The organism is Polaribacter sp. IC066 (assembly GCF_007997085.1).
Taxonomy (GTDB): domain Bacteria; phylum Bacteroidota; class Bacteroidia; order Flavobacteriales; family Flavobacteriaceae; genus Polaribacter.
In genome coordinates this window covers 38036-55959 of sequence record NZ_VORR01000017.1, presented here as the reverse complement: position 1 = coordinate 55959, position 17924 = coordinate 38036, and the positions used below count along the sequence as shown (strand labels likewise).

General features: G+C 30.9%; 15 protein-coding genes. 10 read left to right on the top strand and 5 right to left on the bottom strand.

Annotated features, from left to right (window positions below):
* The first annotated feature begins 20 nt into the window (after positions 1-20).
* Genes ES044_RS07820 through ES044_RS07805 form a run of 4 tightly spaced genes read left to right on the top strand, consistent with a single transcriptional unit; the run spans position 21 to position 2536 of the window.
* Complete coding sequence (locus ES044_RS07820; protein ID WP_147117492.1) at positions 21-950, top strand: aspartate carbamoyltransferase catalytic subunit; 930 nt, start codon at positions 21-23, stop codon at positions 948-950.
* Positions 951-954: 4 nt separating this feature from the next.
* Positions 955-1287, top strand: a complete 333-nt coding sequence (locus ES044_RS07815) for a hypothetical protein (RefSeq protein ID WP_147117491.1) — start codon at positions 955-957, stop codon at positions 1285-1287.
* A gap of 14 nt (positions 1288-1301) precedes the next feature.
* Positions 1302-1622, top strand: coding sequence for a T9SS type A sorting domain-containing protein (locus tag ES044_RS07810; RefSeq protein WP_147117490.1), 321 nt, complete (start codon positions 1302-1304; stop codon positions 1620-1622).
* Positions 1619-2536, top strand: coding sequence for a ribonuclease Z (locus ES044_RS07805; RefSeq protein WP_147117489.1), 918 nt, complete (start codon positions 1619-1621; stop codon positions 2534-2536). Before ES044_RS07810 ends, ES044_RS07805 begins: the two co-directional genes overlap by 4 nt.
* 622 nt (positions 2537-3158) lie before the next feature.
* On the opposite strand, the gene ES044_RS07800 is transcribed toward ES044_RS07805, so the two are convergent.
* From ES044_RS07800 to ES044_RS07790, 3 genes are all read right to left on the bottom strand, one after another.
* The gene (locus ES044_RS07800; RefSeq protein WP_147117488.1) at positions 3159-3521 is read right to left on the bottom strand and encodes a CoA-binding protein; all 363 of its coding nucleotides are present in this window, start codon (positions 3519-3521) and stop codon (positions 3159-3161) included.
* 299 nt (positions 3522-3820) lie between these two features.
* The gene (locus tag ES044_RS07795) at positions 3821-4630 is read right to left on the bottom strand and encodes a GLPGLI family protein (RefSeq protein WP_147117487.1); all 810 of its coding nucleotides are present in this window, start codon (positions 4628-4630) and stop codon (positions 3821-3823) included.
* 373 nt (positions 4631-5003) lie between these two features.
* On the bottom strand, positions 5004-6017 hold the full coding sequence (locus ES044_RS07790; protein WP_147117486.1) for a 3-oxoacyl-ACP synthase III family protein: 1014 nt from the start codon (positions 6015-6017) through the stop codon (positions 5004-5006).
* 236 nt (positions 6018-6253) lie between these two features.
* Between ES044_RS07790 and htpG the strand changes: the two genes are divergently transcribed.
* The 3 genes from htpG to ES044_RS07775 all read left to right on the top strand — a co-directional run bounded on the left by htpG (position 6254) and on the right by ES044_RS07775 (position 11235).
* On the top strand, positions 6254-8164 hold the full coding sequence (gene htpG, locus ES044_RS07785; protein ID WP_147117485.1) for a molecular chaperone HtpG: 1911 nt from the start codon (positions 6254-6256) through the stop codon (positions 8162-8164).
* Positions 8165-9061: 897 nt separating this feature from the next.
* The gene (locus ES044_RS07780; protein WP_147117484.1) at positions 9062-10354 is read left to right on the top strand and encodes a serine hydrolase domain-containing protein; all 1293 of its coding nucleotides are present in this window, start codon (positions 9062-9064) and stop codon (positions 10352-10354) included.
* Between the two features lie 68 nt (positions 10355-10422).
* Entirely contained in the window at positions 10423-11235 is an 813-nt protein-coding gene (locus ES044_RS07775; protein ID WP_147186980.1) for an amidohydrolase family protein, read from the top strand.
* A gap of 323 nt (positions 11236-11558) precedes the next feature.
* Here ES044_RS07775 and ES044_RS07770 read toward each other — a convergent pair whose 3' ends face one another.
* On the bottom strand, positions 11559-12293 hold the full coding sequence (locus tag ES044_RS07770) for a DUF6263 family protein (RefSeq protein ID WP_147117482.1): 735 nt from the start codon (positions 12291-12293) through the stop codon (positions 11559-11561).
* A 504-nt stretch (positions 12294-12797) separates the two neighbouring features.
* Here ES044_RS07770 and ES044_RS07765 point away from each other — a divergent pair.
* Positions 12798-13313: a GNAT family N-acetyltransferase gene (locus tag ES044_RS07765; protein ID WP_147117481.1), complete on the top strand. Its 516-nt coding sequence runs from the start codon at positions 12798-12800 to the stop codon at positions 13311-13313.
* 240 nt (positions 13314-13553) lie between these two features.
* Here the strand turns inward: ES044_RS07765 and ES044_RS07760 are convergent, their stop codons facing one another.
* The gene (locus ES044_RS07760; protein ID WP_223269082.1) at positions 13554-14297 is read right to left on the bottom strand and encodes a DUF6733 family protein; all 744 of its coding nucleotides are present in this window, start codon (positions 14295-14297) and stop codon (positions 13554-13556) included.
* 929 nt (positions 14298-15226) lie between these two features.
* Between ES044_RS07760 and ES044_RS07755 the strand changes: the two genes are divergently transcribed.
* Positions 15227-16009 (top strand): SDR family NAD(P)-dependent oxidoreductase, encoded by a 783-nt coding sequence (locus tag ES044_RS07755; RefSeq protein ID WP_147117480.1) that lies wholly within the window; start codon positions 15227-15229, stop codon positions 16007-16009.
* A 94-nt stretch (positions 16010-16103) separates the two neighbouring features.
* Positions 16104-17912 carry a DUF885 domain-containing protein gene (locus ES044_RS07750; protein WP_147186978.1) on the top strand — a complete coding sequence of 603 codons (1809 nt, stop codon included), beginning with the start codon at positions 16104-16106 and terminating at the stop codon, positions 17910-17912.
* Positions 17913-17924 lie beyond the last annotated feature (12 nt).

The following is a 17924-nucleotide window of genomic DNA, read 5'->3' as shown; positions in this document are numbered from 1 at the left end:
CTTAATTTAAATTTACCGAAATGCAGGGTTTAAGCGTAGAACATTTGCTTGGCATAAAATATCTGAATGCAAACGATATTGATCTTATTTTTAAAACTGCAGATCATTTTAAAGAAGTCATTAACAGACCTATTAAAAAAGTACCTTCTTTAAGAGACATTACAATTGCCAATTTATTTTTTGAAAACAGTACACGAACAAAGCTTTCTTTTGAATTAGCAGAAAAAAGACTTTCTGCAGATGTTATTAATTTTTCTGCAGGACAATCGTCTGTAAAAAAGGGAGAAACGTTAATAGATACGGTAAACAATATTTTAGCGATGAAGGTAGATATTGTTGTAATGCGCCATGGAAATGTTGGTGCAGGTGTCTTTTTATCGAACCACGTAAATGCAAAAATAATCAATGCAGGAGACGGAACACATGAACACCCCACGCAAGCTTTGCTAGATTCTTACTCAATCAGAGAAAAATTAGGCTCTGTAAAAGGTAAAAAAATAGTTATTGTTGGTGATATTTTACACTCTAGAGTTGCTTTATCTAACATATTTGCGCTGCAATTGCAAGGTGCCCAAGTAAAAGTTTGTGGCCCAACAACCCTAATACCGAAATACATTTCTAGTTTAGGTGTAGAAGTAGAAAACAATCTAAAAAAAGCATTAGAATGGTGCGATGTTGCTAACGTATTAAGGGTACAACACGAAAGAATGGAGATTAAATATTTTCCTTCTACTAGAGAATACACGCAACTTTTTGGCATTAATCAAGAAATTTTAGATAATCTTGGAAAGAAAATTGTTATTATGCATCCAGGTCCCATCAATAGAGGGGTAGAAATTACAAGTGAAGTTGCAGATTCTGATCAATCTATTATTTTAAATCAAGTAGAAAACGGAGTTGCCATTAGAATGGCGGTAATCTATTTATTGGCACAACAGATAAAAAGATAAATAAATGAACGTAGAAAAAAATAAAAATTACACCCTTATTTCTTCGGATGAAAATACGTTTGTAGAATTTTTTGCATCATTTTTATCGAAAGAAAAAGAACTAGCAGCTGAACATTTAATAGTGCAACTTTCTAATAATATTAACACGACCAAAGAAGATTATTTACTATTTTTGGATTTTGCAGTACAAAAAAAGCAAAATGGTATATCTTTTGCTATTATAAGCGATAAAGCAGTTATGGACAATTTTCCTGAACACTTTAATATTGTACCTACTTTTCAAGAAGCTAAAGACATATTAGAAATGGAAGCAATGGAGAGAGAGTTAGGTTTTTAAAACCATTGAAAATTATGATAAAAAAGATACTTTTTATGCTATTTTTATGTGTGATTGCCGTTGGGTTTTCTCAAGAAAATGAAATTGAAGATGTTTCAACTGCTCCAAACCCTTTTAAACAAAACACCAATATTACTTTTAAAATAACCACAAATTCTACCATTACTTTATTGGTAAAAGATGTTTTAGGAAAAATAGTTTTTAAAAAAGATTTTCAAACAGAAATTGGCAAAAACACGATTCCTTTTTACAAAAACGATTTAAAGGCAGGCATGTATATTTATAGCATACAAAATAAAAAGAAAATTGTTTCTAAACGTTTCGTAATTCAATGAGTTTAAACCTTACCATATTGGGTTGCCATTCAGCAACACCCCGAGCAAATGCTTTTCCTACTTCGCAATATTTAGAAATAAATAACAAACATTTTTTAATAGATTGTGGCGAAGGCACACAACGACAAATGCGAAAATATAAAGTTGGCTTTTCTAAAATTGATCATATTTTTATTTCACATTTACACGGAGATCATTTTTATGGTTTAGTAGGTTTATTGGCTACTTATGGAATTTTAAGTAGAGAAAAAGAATTGCATGTTTACGGACCAAAAGGTATCAAAGCAGTTACGATGTTGCAGTTAAAAACCTCGCAGAGTCATGCTAAATACCCTATTATTTTTCATGAACTAGTCTCTAAAGAAAGTGAAGTAATTTTTGAAGACGATAAAGTTTCTGTGCATACAATTCCTTTAAATCATCGGGTGTATACAAACGGATATTTGTTTGTAGAAAAAGAAAATCCTAGAAAACTACATCTTCAGAACATTAACAATTATGAAGAAATTGATACCTCTGATTATCTAAATATTAAGGCGGGTAGAGATGTTGTTTTATCAACAGGAGAAATTATACCAAATGCAGAATTAACCTTACCCCCAAAAAAACCTTTAAGTTATGCTTTTTGCAGCGATACCTGTTATAAGCCAGATATCATTCCGATTATAAAAGACGTGGACTTATTATACCATGAAGCTACTTTTTTAGCCGATCGAGAAGATTTGGCAAAAAAAACCAAACATGCTACTTCTAAACAAGCAGCACAAATTGCTAAAGATGCCAGCGCTCAACAACTGATTATTGGTCATTATTCTGGCAGATATAAAGATATTTCTTTGTTTCAGAGAGAAGCCCAAGAAATTTTCAAAAAAACAGAATTAGCAGAACCTGGAAAAGTATTTAGTATTGCGTAAAGCAACAGTATCAATTATAATATCCTTTTTCACCGAGTAACGTGCAATAATTATAACTATACCTCAAAATATGAGTTAAATATGTCATATTTAAGCTGTTCTATTTTTGTGAATGTTTTTAGATTATTTTCTATTTCTTTATTTCTGTTCTCACAGATTTGACTAAATCATCAATTTTAGTTTTCCTTTTTGTAATTTAAACTGCATTGAAACCGGCCACAGCAATTTAATTCTTAAGCGCAGTTCAATTAGTACAATTCTCTAGATCAGTATTTTATTGGTAACAATTCCCTTTTAGTTTGTCCGTACAAACCTTTCAAAACTTTAAATAATGCTTTGGCATTTTTAACAAGCTCAAAAGACTTTTTAAGCTTGTTTTATCAATTTATAAAGCTGTATTAATTACAGTCCTTTTCCACCTAATTTGTAGCGCACTATTTATATCATCAACTCTCTAAAAAAACAGCTAATTAAGCTCTAATTTAAGCTAAAAAGTTAATTATAGAAACCATTAATCTTAATTTAAGTCCTAAAAGCAGCAACTAGGTATCTATTAACAAATTCTAAAAGAAAGATTTTTAGCACGTTGCTAACTATTTATTTTATACTTCTTAAACAAAGATTAATACTGGTCTGTTGATAATAAAACTAAAGTACATGCTACTTCTGCCTCAATCTTATTTTCTTCTAGTAACTTTACCAACGCAGTGTTTTCTGTTCCAGGATTAAAGATAACTCGTCTTGGCGCTAAAGAAACTATATAATTGTAGTATTCTTCTTGCCTTTCAGGGTTTAAATATAACGTAACCGTATCTATATTTTTGTACTCTTGTTGTTCATCATCTACAGTTACATCTAAAACTTTTCCTTTTCTAAAGCCTAAAGCTACCACTGGTAATTCTTTGTCTCTTAATCTTTTAATAGCAATATTAGAATATCTATTAGGATTTGTAGATGCACCGATGACTAATGTTCTATTTTTCATAGTTGTAAAATAAATTAAACAAAATTAATACTAAAAAATAAATATAATTGTTTGGTTCTGTTACCTACAAGATAAAGAATGTTTTGCAGCTATCAGTCATATAAATGAAGAAAGTTCTTTTTATACTAATCCTAAAGAGCCTACAATTATCTCGAATAACAAAAAAAATAGTATTAGCTCACAACAAAGCTTCAGGTAAAAATTTTAAATATTAGACTGGCAAAATTATTAGAGTTTGTCTCTTTAGATTGTAAATTTTTATTGGTTAGAAAAAATTAAAATTATTGAAAATAGCAGGTTTAACCTCTTCTTCCCATTCTATTACTTCTCATTTCAAGCATTTTCTCACGTACCGTTAAAGTATACTCTTTTTTGGTAATTTCTTTTCCTTTTTCTGGAGCCTGAATAGCAATTTTATCATCTTTATTAAGCTCAACTTCAATGCATAACAAAGTTGTATTATTCACGCTTACTTCTAGAATTAATCCTGGTAAACCCCAATACTCAGCGGGACCTTGCGTTACAGGGATTTGAGGTGTATACCAAGCTTCTACCAACGTTAGATTTTCTGTATCACCCTCTTTTTTGGTGGTTGGTGCTAAATCTCCCCAAGAAAAATCGAACCAATTAAGCTCTTTTGCTGGCACAAAAGCTTTTGCTCTGTAACATGTATATTGGCCAATTTTTTTAGTTTCCGTACCCATCGTCCAATCTATTTTATATAATTCGTCTTTTACTAGAAAACGTTTTCCATAAAATTCTTGACTTTGCACTAACTTCTGTTCTTTAATATTTTTGTAATGATCTCCTCTAGAGAAATAACCTCCCCAAGAATCTGTAGCCCCTGAAATGGCATCAATTTTTTCTTCTTCTAAAAAAGAAGATTCCTGATTATTAAACGTTAAAAAATAAGTTTTTTCTAACCTATTTTTAAGGCGCGCTGCTACATCTTTCTTCGCAGCTTCACTTAATGTTGCGCCCCAACTACCCAGTTCCATTTTAGATTTAGAAATATAAGTTGCCTTGCCACTAATCTTTTGAGCGTTTATATGTAAGGTGACTATTGCTAGCGCAATAAAAAGAAAAGGTTTAAGAGCAACTAATTTCATAATTTGATGGTTTTTAGATGAATTGTTCAACGAAAATACTGTTTATACAAACAAAATAATTTATTTACTTAAAATTTAACAATACTTTAAAAGTTATATAAATCAGTATTTTATGTTGAAAAAATGATCTTCAATTATTCTCTAAAATTCTAAACGCTAAAATTTATTTATGATTAACAGCCTCAAATGAAGATTTCAATGCGATTAAAATATTCATCAGACAGAAAAATAAAATTAAAATTGGGTTTACTTTTGAGCTTTCAAAAGGTATAAATTTTAAAAAAATATTCATCCCAATTAAAATCAAACTAACATTTGAAATCAATAAAAAAAATTTATATTTTCTCTTCATTTTGCAGCTCTTCTTAAATTATTACCATCTAATAACGACACTTCCCCAAGTAAAACCACTACCAAAAGCAGCTAAAACAACCAAATCATTGTCTTTAATTTTGCCCATTTCCCAAGCTTCTGTTAGCGCAATGATTACTGATGCAGCTGTTGTATTTCCGTACTTTTGAATGTTATTGTGCACTTTATCATCGGTTAATTTAAATTTCTTTTGAATAAATTGTGCAATTCTTAAATTTGCTTGATGCGGAATTAACATATCAATATCTTCTTTCTGCAAATTATTAGCTTGTAAACCCTCTAAAATTGCTTCAGAAAAACGAACAACAGCATGTTTAAAAACAAATTGACCATTCATATGCGGATAATAAGATTGGTCTTCAGGATCATTTTCTGCCAAAATTTCTGGAACCCATCTTCCGGTTGCCGGACCCTCTAACATTAATTCTCTCGCATGTTTTCCTTCAGAATGTAAGTGCGTTGATAAAATGCCTTTTCCTTTTTCTTTTTCTTCACTTCGTGACAATACTGCGGCTCCTGCCCCATCCCCAAAAATCACAGTTACACCTCTACCTCTAGTAGATTTTTCTAATCCGCCAGAATGATTTTCAGCACCAATCACCAAGATGTTTTTATACATTCCGGTTTTTATAAATTGATCTGCAACAGACATCGCATAAATAAAACCAGAACACTGATTACGAACATCTAAAGCACCAATCGTTGGCATATCTAACATATCTTGTACGCGCACGCCGCCGCCAGGGAAATACATATCTGGGCTTAAGGTTGCAAACACAATAAAATCGATATCATCTTTTGTTAAACCCGCTCTTTCTATGGCAATTTTACCTGCCTTGGCTCCCATAGAAGAAGTATTATCGCCAGTTTTTGGATCGATCCATCTTCGTTCTTTAATGCCTGTTCTTTCTTGAATCCATTCATCTGAAGTGTCCATAAATTCCTTTAAATCGTCGTTGGTCACAACATTTTCAGGAACATAATATCCAAGACCCGTAATTTTTGAATTATACATAATTTAAAGTGGTATTTTTTAGTTATTTGTTTGTTTACAACTAACAAAAATAGTGAATTTTCAATTTACACACAATTTATCGTAATCTGATTCTATCTGTCATCTTGTCATAATAAAATGTTTGGTATTTTTTTTGACTACTTGGTTTAGAATTAAAACAGCGATGTTTGGTTTGTGCTTTTTTTATAAAAAAAACTACAGCGAATAACATCAACAAAAACAAAACATACTATATTATGGCAAAGGGAAATATTAATGTATCAGTAGAAAACATTTTTCCGCTGATTAAAAAATTCTTGTACTCTGATCACGAAATATTTTTACGTGAGTTAATTTCTAACGGTACAGATGCAACTACAAAATTAAAACACTTAATTTCTATTGGTGAGGCTAATACCGAATTAGGCGACGCAAAAATAGAAATCAGTATTGATGAAAAAGCGAAAACCATAACAATTAAAGACCAAGGTTTAGGAATGACTGCGGATGAGGTTGAAAAATACATCAACCAAATTGCATTTTCTGGAGCCGAAGAGTTTTTAGAAAAATATAAAGATGACAAAAACGAAACTGGCGTTATTGGCCATTTCGGATTAGGTTTTTACTCTGCTTTTATGGTGGCTGCAAAAGTAGACCTTATTACAAAGTCTTTTAAAGATGAACCCGCTGCACATTGGACTTGTGACGGCTCTCCTGAATATACGCTCGTTGAGCACGACAAATCTGACAGAGGTACAGAAATTGTTTTACACATTGCAGAAGACTCTTTAGAGTTTTTAAAAGAAGATAAAATAAAAGGTTTATTAAATAAATACAATCGTTTTAACCAAGTGCCAATTAAATTTGGAACTAAAAAAGTAAACGATCCAGATTTTACGCCTGCAACTACCACCGATAAAGATGGTAAAGAAACTACCGAAGCGCACAAACAAATTGATGTTGATAATATCATTAACAATACAAGCCCAGCTTGGACAAAAATGCCTGCTGACTTAAATGAAGAAGATTATAATAACTTTTACAGAGAATTGTATCCAATGCAATTTGAAGAGTCTTTATTTCACATTCACTTAAATGTTGATTATCCTTTTAACTTAACAGGAATTTTGTTCTTTCCAAAGTTAAGTCCGTCTATGGATATGCAAAAGGATAAAATTCAGTTATACCAAAATCAAGTTTATGTAACGGATAATGTTGAAGGAATTGTACCAGACTTTTTACAGATGTTAAAAGGTGTGATTGATTCTCCAGACATTCCTTTAAATGTTTCTCGTTCTGGTTTACAAGCAGACGGTGCGGTAAAGAAAATATCAGGTTACATAACTAAAAAGGTTGCTGATAAATTATCTTCTTTGTTCAAAAAAGACAGAGCAGATTTTGAAACAAAATGGAACGATATTAAAGTAATTATTGAATACGGAATGTTGTCTGAAGATAAATTCTTTGACAAAGCAAAGAAGTTTGCTTTATACCCAACCGTTGCAAATTCTTATTTTACGTTTGATGAATTGGTTGAAAAAACAAAGGAAACTCAAACTGATAAAGACGGTAATCATGTTGTTTTATACACATCAAACCAAGAAGCACAGCACAGTTTTATAGAATCTGCAACGGCAAAAGGCTATGAAGTTCTTGTTTTAGACTCTCCTATTATTTCTCATTTAATGCAGAAACTAGAAGGTGGTGATGCAAAAGTAAAATTTACGAGAGTAGATTCTGATTTTATTGATAATTTAATCAAAAAAGATGAAACTGTAATTTCTAAATTATCTGATGAAGAAAAAGAAACTTTAAAGCCAATGATTGAGGCAAACGTTCCTAAAGAAACGTATACAGTTCAATTAGAAGCGATGGATTCTGATGCTTCTCCGTTTATTATTACAGTTCCAGAATTTATGCGCAGAATGAAAGAAATGCAAGCTTCTGGTGGTGGTGGAATGATGGGAATGGGGAACTTTCCTGACATGTACAATTTAGTAGTGAACACAAATAGTCCGTTAATTTCTAACATCTTAAATGATAAGGATGAAGCTTCACAAAAACATTTAATTTCGCAAGCTTTTGATTTGGCAAAATTAGCTCAAAACCTTTTACATGGTAAAGATTTAACAAGCTTTATTAAAAGAAGTTATGAGTTGATTAAATAAGGCAACCCAGTTACATTTAAATACTTTAACCTCCTTGTGAAAACTTGGAGGTTTTTTTTTATTTTAAATTTTGATAAAAAAATTACTACTCTATAAAATCATCACGTATTTACAAGAAGGTATAACGAAGTAAACTGAAAATTAATAAGCATAATGTATTTTTGATAAAAAGATTGCTAGTTAACCATCATTTGCAAAATTAGTAATATTAGTTTTACAAATAATTCACCTACTTTTAATGCAAGAAAAATCCTCACGTTTTAACATTTCGACGTTAGGAAAAATCCCATAGTACTGAAATTTAAAGGTATAAAATTTTATGTGATTTCTTCCTTTAATCAAAAAACCAAAACTGCGCATTATCAAATTCTCTTGTCTATTTTCTTTGAGTTATCACAATAAAAACTAATTGACTCATTTTACTTGACTTTTATCCAAAGAAATAGTTCTGACGTGTACACCTTAAATTTACAAATTCCTTTTTTTAACTATTTTAAAATAAACAAATTAGTTCACCACTAGATAATTTACCAAAACCACAAAATCCTTGATAAAATCCTTCACAAAAATTAACAAATACGTCTAACCCATAAAACCGTTTTAACATAAGGTAACTCGCCTGTTTTTGTCAAATAATGATTCGTTTAGCAGTTAAGAGAACAAAAACTATGAATCGAGATCAAGGAAGCAAAGCGCCTGCATTTAAATACCTTAACTTCCTTGCAAAACTTGGAGATTTTTTTTTATTTGACTATCTAAATAAAATAAGGTAATTTAGATTTTTACTTAAAATTGTTTCAGGGCATCAAGCTTTAATGCATAAAGCTTTTTATCTTTTAGTAATTTATAAGTCAAAGAACCTCCCTTTAGTAATCATTCTTTTAAAAAAAACACTCTATGAAGTTGTCTAATACCGTTTTTGTTCTTATTGCTAGTTTATTAATCTGTTCTTGTTCTATCACACATAAAAAGCAAAAAGTAACTGAATTTCAATTTGCAAAACCAGAGGATGTTGGTATGATATCCGATAGTTTAGCAAAAATTAAAACTTTGGTAATGAACTTTGTAAACGCAAAAAAATACCCCGGCGCCGTGACTTTAATTGCTAAAAATGGTAAAATAATTTATGAATCGGCAATCGGTTGGTCTGATTCTGCCAGAACCAAACCGTACAATAAAGACCATTTATTTCGTTTGGCATCAATGACCAAGCCAATTACCTCTGTTGCAGCGATGCAATTAATTGAAGCAGGCAAATTAAAATTAGACGATCCTATTGGTAAATTTATTCCCTCTTTTAAAGAAACTCAAATATTAACAAGTTTTAATCCGAAAGATACTACATGGACAAGTAAACCGTCTATGACCAACCCCACAGTGCGTCATTTGTTAACCCAAACGGCAGGTGTTCCTTACGGATTTATGAATCCGCAAGTGTTTGGTGCAATTTTAGCGAAAAACGGCATACCTGATTTAAGCACACATTTACCAATAACAACCACAGAGACCATGAGCAAAATTGGCAATCTTCCGCTAACCCATGAACCAGGAACTAAATGGGCATATGGTTTAAATACAGATGTTTTAGGTCGGGTGGTTGAAGTTGCTTCAGAAATGAAATTAGATGAGTATATTCGAGAAAATATTACCAAACCTTTAGGCATCGAAATGTTAGATTTTTATTTTGATGAATCTTACACAGACAACCTTGCAAAAGTTTTTTTACCCACAAAAAACGGAACAATTACCCAAGCTTCTAATATGGGTAAAATGTATATTGCAAACTACCCTACAGAAGGTGCCAAAACATATGCATCTGGCGGAAGTGGAATGACAGGAACCGCAAGAGCTTATTTTATTTTCTGCCAAACAATGCTAAATAACGGATCCTTAAAAGGTATAAAAATATTAGAAGCTAAAACAGCGAAATCTATGCATCAAAATCAGATTGATTCGCTTTCTTATCCTTGGGGATCTGCTCGCTTTGGATTTGGATTTGATATTGCCGATGGTCATTCTAATAGACCCGATGGCACTTACAGTTGGTCAGGTGCATTTAGTACCGTATTTTGGATTGATCCAAAAAATAATTTAATCGTTATTCAATTAAGACAAGTATTATCATCTCCTTTTAACAACAGTATTAATAACCAACTAGAGCAAATTATTTATAGTGCTTTAAAAGAATAACAACAAACCAAAAATAAATTTAAACCAAATATTACTATTTTAATTTACAAAATTAAGAATCACATAACATGATTATAGACGTACATACACACCTTAACAATTACCACGAAGAACGGGTAACCTCTATCACAGAGAGTTTAGATTTACTTTCTAAAACAATGAAAGACAACAATGTAGACTATTCTTTAGTATTGTCTTCTTATAAAGTAAATGAACATAGACCAAGCACAAAACAAGTTGTAGAAGCTGTTAAAGGATACAAAAATCTAGGTGTTGTTGCAGGCGTTAGTTACTGGCATTACAATTATAAAGACGTTATAGAAATTAGCAAATATTTACAACAAGGTTTTATTAAAGGCTTAAAGTTTTACCCAGGTTATGAGCCTTTTTACCCAAATGATATCCGTTTTAAATTGATGTATGAAATGGCTATTGAATACGATGTTCCTGTCATGTTTCATTCTGGTGACACCTATGCGCCAACAGGAAAAGTAAAATATTCTCATCCTTTACATATTGATGATTTGGCGGTAGACTACCCAGATTTAAAAATTGTAATTTGCCATGTTGGCAATCCTTGGATTAAAGATTGTATGGAAGTTGTCTATAAAAACAAAAACGTTTATGCAGATATTTCTGGACTCGTTTTGGGAGATTTTAGCGATAAATTTGAACGCTACATGAAAAGAGAAATTGAAGAAATGATTACGTATGCTTGTGATCCTAAATATTTATTATATGGCACAGATTGGCCAATTTCTAATATGAAATCATATTTAAAATTTATGCATCAATTAGATTTAGCAGACGATAAAAAAGAACTAATTTTATGGAAAAATGCGGCAGAATTATTTAAGATTGATGTACATGATTTAAAGTAGTTCAACGTTGGTTTCTTTGGATAAAAAACATAAAATAAAATTCGTGAGGGGTTAAGCATCTTAAAAGTGTACCAATAAAAATTTAAATAATTCAAAAATAAAAATTTAAAACAATTATTTGAACTGCTGATAACATAAAACATCTGCACTAAAGTTACTCAAGTTATTACCAAACTCTAAAACTTAAAAACAATAAAAAAAGTTTCAACATTTATTTAAAATGTTGAAACTTTTTAGAGTTTATATGCACCTAACTTACTTGAATGCAAAAACCACATCAAAAGTACATATAGAATTACAGAAAATTTTGCTTAATCAAAATACTACATCTTACTCATTACCATAGTAACTTTAGATTTCATTTCTTGGCCGCTTACCACTAAATCCATATCTATTAAAGAGTTTACAGGAATTCCTGATGCTCTTTCTATATCCATACTACCTGTAATTTTACCGCTAGCAATTCCTGTTACATCACCAGATAAATCTAAAATTACGGTATCTTCTGATATTGATTTTACAGTATAAATATAATTCAGTTTCATTCCTTTTTCTTCTTTAACGCTCGTCCAACTGCTACCAACTTTTATGGCCTCTGTAGGATATACAATATTACTAGACTGTTTCGCTATGTCTTCCATACCCATAACACTTGGTTCTACTCTAGCCTCTGTAATTTCGCCCAAGTTGTTTCCTTTGGCAAAAATAACAGCCTCTAACATAGGGCCCATTTGAGTTTTCATCATTTTACCTCCCTCATCTAACTCTTCATCACTTTTAGAGGAATCATAACTAATTGCGTTACCTGCTTGTAACATATCCATAGTCATATTTGTAAATTTCATTTCACTATCATAGGTTTGTTCTTGCACATCTGTAACCTTGATATTCATATCAATGGTCATTCCCATAGACATCATGGCACCCATTTCTTGAGACATTTTCATAGCAACGTTATAAGTAGCGCCTTCCTCATAATTTAAACGCAGTAATACAGCATCTTGTGCCATAGAAATATTTGCAGAGATCAGTAAAAATAAGATAAATAATTTTTTCATTTTTTTTGTTTTAATTTTTCGTGAATGTTTAGCAACAAAGCTAGTTATTTTTGTCGATTTTTAAAATAAAAAACTTGGATGATTAAGATGATGTTCCTAAAAAACAAAAATAAAGAGTTCTTTTTAATATCAGAAATATAATGAGCCTTTACTTTCAAAATTGACGAAAAAAGCAGACAAGCATTTTGTGTTTTTCTCTATTTTTTTTTTGATATAAAAATAGATTGTAAAAAGTAATTTCTGCTCCGTAAAAAAAGAATAACTTTGAACCATATTTTAAAATATGACCCTAAATAAAGTAATTTATAAAAAGTTAACGGCATCGTTTTACAGATAATTATAATTAACTACAAAACACCACCTTAACTGCATAATTACTGATTTTTTTTTACCAAAAAATTTTGTAAAGAATTGTATTGACGCATCACAATTTTTAACATCAAAGACATCAATTAAGGTAATATTTCAAAAACAGCATAGTACTAATGATATACTTTTTAAAACATGTTTAAAATTTTAAGAGCTACAATTAAAGACGCTCAACTTTTATCTAAATTAAGTGTTGATACATTTTTACCCGCTCATGGTCATTCTGCGCCAAAAATAGACATCGATAATTATGTAACTCAAAATTTTAATACAGAAAATTTTATCACTGAATTATCTGATATTAATAACTGCTATTATCTGCTGTATTCAAATGATCAAATTGCGGGATACTCTAAAATAGTTTTTAATCATTTTAATGAAAATATACCTGCTAAAAACACTGCATATATGAGTAGATTGTACCTACTAGAGCGTTTTTATGGTTCTGGTTTAGGAAAAAAATTATTTGATTTTAATCTGCATCTTTGCAAAGAACATCAACAATCTGGCATATGGCTTGCTGTTTGGGTAGAGAACCAAAAAGCAATTTCATTTTATAAAAAAATGGGTTTTTTAAAAGTTGGCGATTACGATTTTAAAATTTCCGAAAGACATAAGAATCCTAATCATATTTTGTATTTAGAATTTTAGCAGTAGATAAATAAAAAGCGTAAACGGTAATTTAGGACTCTTTTATTCATTTTTTCATAAATTTTTAAAAAGTAAATACCGTTATTTAAACCTAAAATGTTCGCTAAAAAAGAGCACCGTAAACTTGATTGCTTACGGTGTACTTTTTAATTGAATAAAATTATAGTCAGTTTTTATTTCGGTAAAAACGGACTAAAAAAGTTACTCCTACTAATTTAATAGTACTTAATCATGCTCCTGTTAAAGACCAATAAAAAAGGTTAATCTGTAAAAATCGTTGTTTGAAAATCTATCAACTTCTTCAGCAAGATTTGCACCAAAAGAAAAACGTAAACCTGTACTATTCTTTTTAAACTGAATATAAGGACCAGCCCATAAATAACCATCAGCCCTTTCTAAAGAACCACCGCCATTTGTCCCTCCACCAGACAAATACAACTCTTCTAAATGAGCTCCTACTGAGAAATATGGAGATACTCTATAGCCTAAATTAGCCCAGTAATGCACATAATTATTTGTAGATTGCCCTGCAACCGTTTCATCAGCTAAAGTACCATAATACCCAGCGTATAATTGACCTTCCCACTTATCTGAACCATAATTCACAGTTAAATTAGGCACTATTCCATCTCCAACAACACCTCTACCTTGAGCTCCACTAGAAAGTAAACTACCCATTGTAAAACCTAATTGTGGATTAATGTCAAAATTTCCAATTGTTTTATTATATCCGATACCAAATTCAGTCCATTGACCCCAAGCAGCAGGAGCGCTACCTGCACCCCATTGAATACCGTAAAAAGTAAGTGCGTCTGTATCTGTAAAAGAATAAGAGGCCGTCATCATGGGATTAAATCCGAAGAAAGCATCTTGATTAAGACTTAGTCCAAAACTTACCTTATCGTCATTAGTTTGTGCGTTGAAGGAAGAAACGGATACAACCATTGATAATGTAATACTAATTAAAAGTTTTTTTAAATACATACTATTTAATTTGAAGAATTATTATTTTTTAGCTCTGTTATTTAATGATACGATTAGCAATGATTAGAACATATTGATAAATTGCCAATGCGATTAAAGGTATTATTACACATTACTGGAGAGCGTATCTTTAAGTTTCCTTTTAAAATTTTACTTATTTTGAACATAATAATTATGGTGTAAATATTATTCTGATTTCACTGTTCATTTTAAATAATTATTCAAATTTATACATTAAAAGTAATATACCCCTAATTAATAGTATTACTTTCTTTATTTTTACTATAATTATAAAACATACCCCCTAAAATTATGGGGTGCTGTGAATTTTTACTAAAATTTTATGAATTTAAATTGTTTGAATACTATTGTTTTAATAATTATAGCAGTAATACAAGGTTTTATTAGCAGTAAAACACCTCATTCTATGACAAAAAACACCTTTTACGCATTAAAACACCCTTATAATTGCTTAACACTCATATATAAAAGGAATACTTTTTAATCTAATAGTATTACCTATACATACATTAAACACCTCTCTATTTTATAAAAATTATAGTATTTTAAAATGCTCGAATTTTATTTTAATTAGAAGAATCTAGTACACAGTAAATTGATTCTTACTAAAAAGCTAGCGCACCTTATTACACCAAAGCCTGAATTTATAAATCACTAATAACCAACAAAATAACCAGTAAGGAAATTGGTTTGCAATTTAGATCGAAAACCAAAAAGCGATTTCACCCTAAAAGAAAAAGGCGTTTACAAAAGTTGGGGAGTTCAATTTTAAAATTTAAGATACCTATTCAAATCCTAACCATGTTTTGTGTTTAACGTTTTAAAAAGGTAAATACTTCTGCAATAAAAATTCACAAAAACCATAAAAATCAGATACTTTTGTAAAAAAAAATAATAAAACCTACAAAATGAAAAAAACAGCATTAATTACGGGAGCAAGTAGCGGTTTAGGAAAGGAATTTGCCAAAATACACGCTAAAAAAGGAGGCGATTTGGTAATTATTGCAAGAAGCAAAGACAAGCTTTTAAAATTAAAAGAAAAGTTAGAAAAAAAATATTCTATTCACGTGAGTGTGATAGAAAGAGATTTGACAGCGCCAAATGCAGCGCAAGAAATATATGATTTTGTAAAGTTTAGTAATATAGAAATCGATTATTTAATAAACAATGCTGGTTTTGGTGGTATTGGGAAATTTCATGAAAGAGATTGGCATCAACATTTATCAATGATTCAAGTCAATATTGTTGCTTTAACAGCTTTAACGCGTATATTTTTACCAGATTTTGTCGAAAAAAATAGCGGTAAAATTCTAAACGTTTCTTCTACGGCAAGTTTAATGGCAGGACCAATGCAAGCGGTTTACTTTGCAACAAAGGCGTATGTGACTTCTTTTAGCAACGCAATTGCAGAAGAATTACATGACACTAACGTTACCGTAACTAACTTGATGCCCGGTGCTACAGAAACCGATTTTGGCAAAATATCGGGAATGGATAAAACAGCTTTATTTAAAGATGCCGCAAAAGCTTCTGATGTTGCCAATGATGGTTACAAAGCCATGATAAATGGAGATTTAGAAATAATTTCAGGTGTATCCTTTGCACAGAAAATGAGACTAAAAGCAATTCCATTCGCACCAAAGAAAATATTACTTTCTCAAATAAGAAAAATGCAAGAACCTAAAAAATAAGTATACCTATTTTAAAAGCCTAACAACAAACCTCTTGGCTATTATAAAGAGGTTTGTTTATTTTAGTATCTTTGATAAAATCAAACCTACGCTCATGAAAAAAACAGGTCTTACTCTTTCAATCGTTTTTATTCTTTTTACTTCTTGTAATCAACAAAAAAAAGAAGCAATCCCCACAAATAAAAATTTAAGTTTTAGCAACTTTCTTACCGATTACAACGAAGGTAAACTAAAGCTAAACCCTTTAAATGCTACCTTTGCTGGTGACTACCGATATAATGATATATTTCCAAACTTTTTATCGACCGAATATCAACAAAAAACAAAAGATTTTTATACCGATTATAAGGCTAAACTTAAAGATTTTAAGGATGAAACATTAAATGTAAGCGAACAGATGAGTAAAGCTGTTTTAGATTGGGACTGCGAAATGGCACTTGCCCAAAGCAATTTTAAAAACGATGTTTTATTTCCTATCAACCAAATGTGGACGGTTAATTTAACCATGGGACAATTAGCAAGTGGCAGCAGTGCACAACCTTTTACAACCGTTAAAGATTATAATGATTGGTTAAAAAGGCTTGATGGCTATACTATTTGGTTAACTTCTGCAGAAAGTAACATGAAACAAGGTATTGCTGAAGGCTATGTTTTGCCAAAATCGTTAATTCAGAAAATAATTCCGCAATTTGAAAGTTTAACCGAAGTAACCAAAGATTCAGAAGGCATTGTAGATGTTTCTAATAATTTATTTTATGCACCTATCAAAAAATTACCAAAAAATTTTACTTCAGAAGAAAAGCAAGAGTTCACTAAAAAATACACGGCAATTTTAAATGATCAATTAATCCCTTCATTTAAATCGTTGTCTTTATTTTTAAAATCAGAATATCTTTCTGCAGGAAGAGAAAGTAGCGGTATTTCTGACATTCCCAATGGTGAAGCGTATTACAAACATGCCATAAAAAATTACACAACTACGAATATGACTGCAGATGAAATTCACACACTCGGTTTAAGCGAAGTGGCAAGAATTTTATCTGAAATGGAAAAAATAAAGCAAGAAGTTGGCTTTAAAGGTACTTTAAAAGATTTTTTTTATGATGTTAGAAATAACAAGCAACTAATGCCATATAAAGATGCCTCAGAAGTTTTAGATAATTTTAATGCGATTCATGAAAAAATGAAACCGCAATTAGAAAAACTGTTTGGCAACAAACCCAAAACACCTTTTATTGTAAAGCAGACTGAAAAATTTAGAGAAGCTTCATCAAGTGCAGAATATAATCCTGGCTCTTTAGACGGCAGCAGACCGGGTGTTTTTTATGTTCCGATTCCAGATGCTACCACCTATAATGGTTTTCAAGATGAAGCCTTATTTTTGCATGAAGCAATTCCGGGGCATCATTATCAAATTTCATTAACACAAGAAAACAACAATTTACCAGATTTCAGAAAAACACTTTGGTATAGTGCGTATGGCGAAGGCTGGGCATTATATACAGAAAATTTAGGAAAAGAATTAGGACTGTATACAGATCCTTATCAATATTTCGGAATGTTAGGCATGGAAATGCATAGAGCTATTCGATTAGTGGTAGATACAGGAATCCATGCAAAAGGTTGGTCTAGAGAAAAAGCAATTCAATATTCTTTAGATAACGAAGCAGAATCTGGAGATGGAATTATTTCTGAAATAGAGCGCTACATGGCAAATCCTGGACAAGCCTTGTCTTATAAAATAGGCCAATTAAAAATTAGAGAATTGCGTGCTAAAGCAAAAGCTGCTCTAGGAAATCAGTTTGATATTAGAGAATTTCATAACGAAGTATTAGAAACAGGGTGTATTCCGTTGGCTTTGTTGGAAAATAAAATTGAGAAGTGGATTGAAACTAGTAAATAAATAGCACCTTAT

Bases quoted from the DNA above. Each gene is read 5' to 3' on its own strand.
- ES044_RS07770 (WP_147117482.1), bottom strand. From the start codon at position 12,293: ATGAAAAAATTATTTATCTTATTTTTACTGATCTCTGCAAATATTTCT.
- ES044_RS07755 (WP_147117480.1), top strand. From the start codon at position 15,227: ATGAAAAAAACAGCATTAATTACGGGAGCAAGTAGCGGTTTAGGAAAG.
- ES044_RS07815 (WP_147117491.1), top strand. From the start codon at position 955: ATGAACGTAGAAAAAAATAAAAATTACACCCTTATTTCTTCGGATGAA.
- ES044_RS07765 (WP_147117481.1), top strand. From the start codon at position 12,798: ATGTTTAAAATTTTAAGAGCTACAATTAAAGACGCTCAACTTTTATCT.
- ES044_RS07805 (WP_147117489.1), top strand. From the start codon at position 1,619: ATGAGTTTAAACCTTACCATATTGGGTTGCCATTCAGCAACACCCCGA.
- ES044_RS07780 (WP_147117484.1), top strand. From the start codon at position 9,062: ATGAAGTTGTCTAATACCGTTTTTGTTCTTATTGCTAGTTTATTAATC.
- ES044_RS07800 (WP_147117488.1), bottom strand. From the start codon at position 3,521: ATGAAAAATAGAACATTAGTCATCGGTGCATCTACAAATCCTAATAGA.
- ES044_RS07795 (WP_147117487.1), bottom strand. From the start codon at position 4,630: ATGAAATTAGTTGCTCTTAAACCTTTTCTTTTTATTGCGCTAGCAATA.
- htpG (WP_147117485.1), top strand. From the start codon at position 6,254: ATGGCAAAGGGAAATATTAATGTATCAGTAGAAAACATTTTTCCGCTG.
- ES044_RS07820 (WP_147117492.1), top strand. From the start codon at position 21: ATGCAGGGTTTAAGCGTAGAACATTTGCTTGGCATAAAATATCTGAAT.
- ES044_RS07775 (WP_147186980.1), top strand. From the start codon at position 10,423: ATGATTATAGACGTACATACACACCTTAACAATTACCACGAAGAACGG.
- ES044_RS07810 (WP_147117490.1), top strand. From the start codon at position 1,302: ATGATAAAAAAGATACTTTTTATGCTATTTTTATGTGTGATTGCCGTT.
- ES044_RS07760 (WP_223269082.1), bottom strand. From the start codon at position 14,297: ATGTATTTAAAAAAACTTTTAATTAGTATTACATTATCAATGGTTGTA.
- ES044_RS07750 (WP_147186978.1), top strand. From the start codon at position 16,104: ATGAAAAAAACAGGTCTTACTCTTTCAATCGTTTTTATTCTTTTTACT.
- ES044_RS07790 (WP_147117486.1), bottom strand. From the start codon at position 6,017: ATGTATAATTCAAAAATTACGGGTCTTGGATATTATGTTCCTGAAAAT.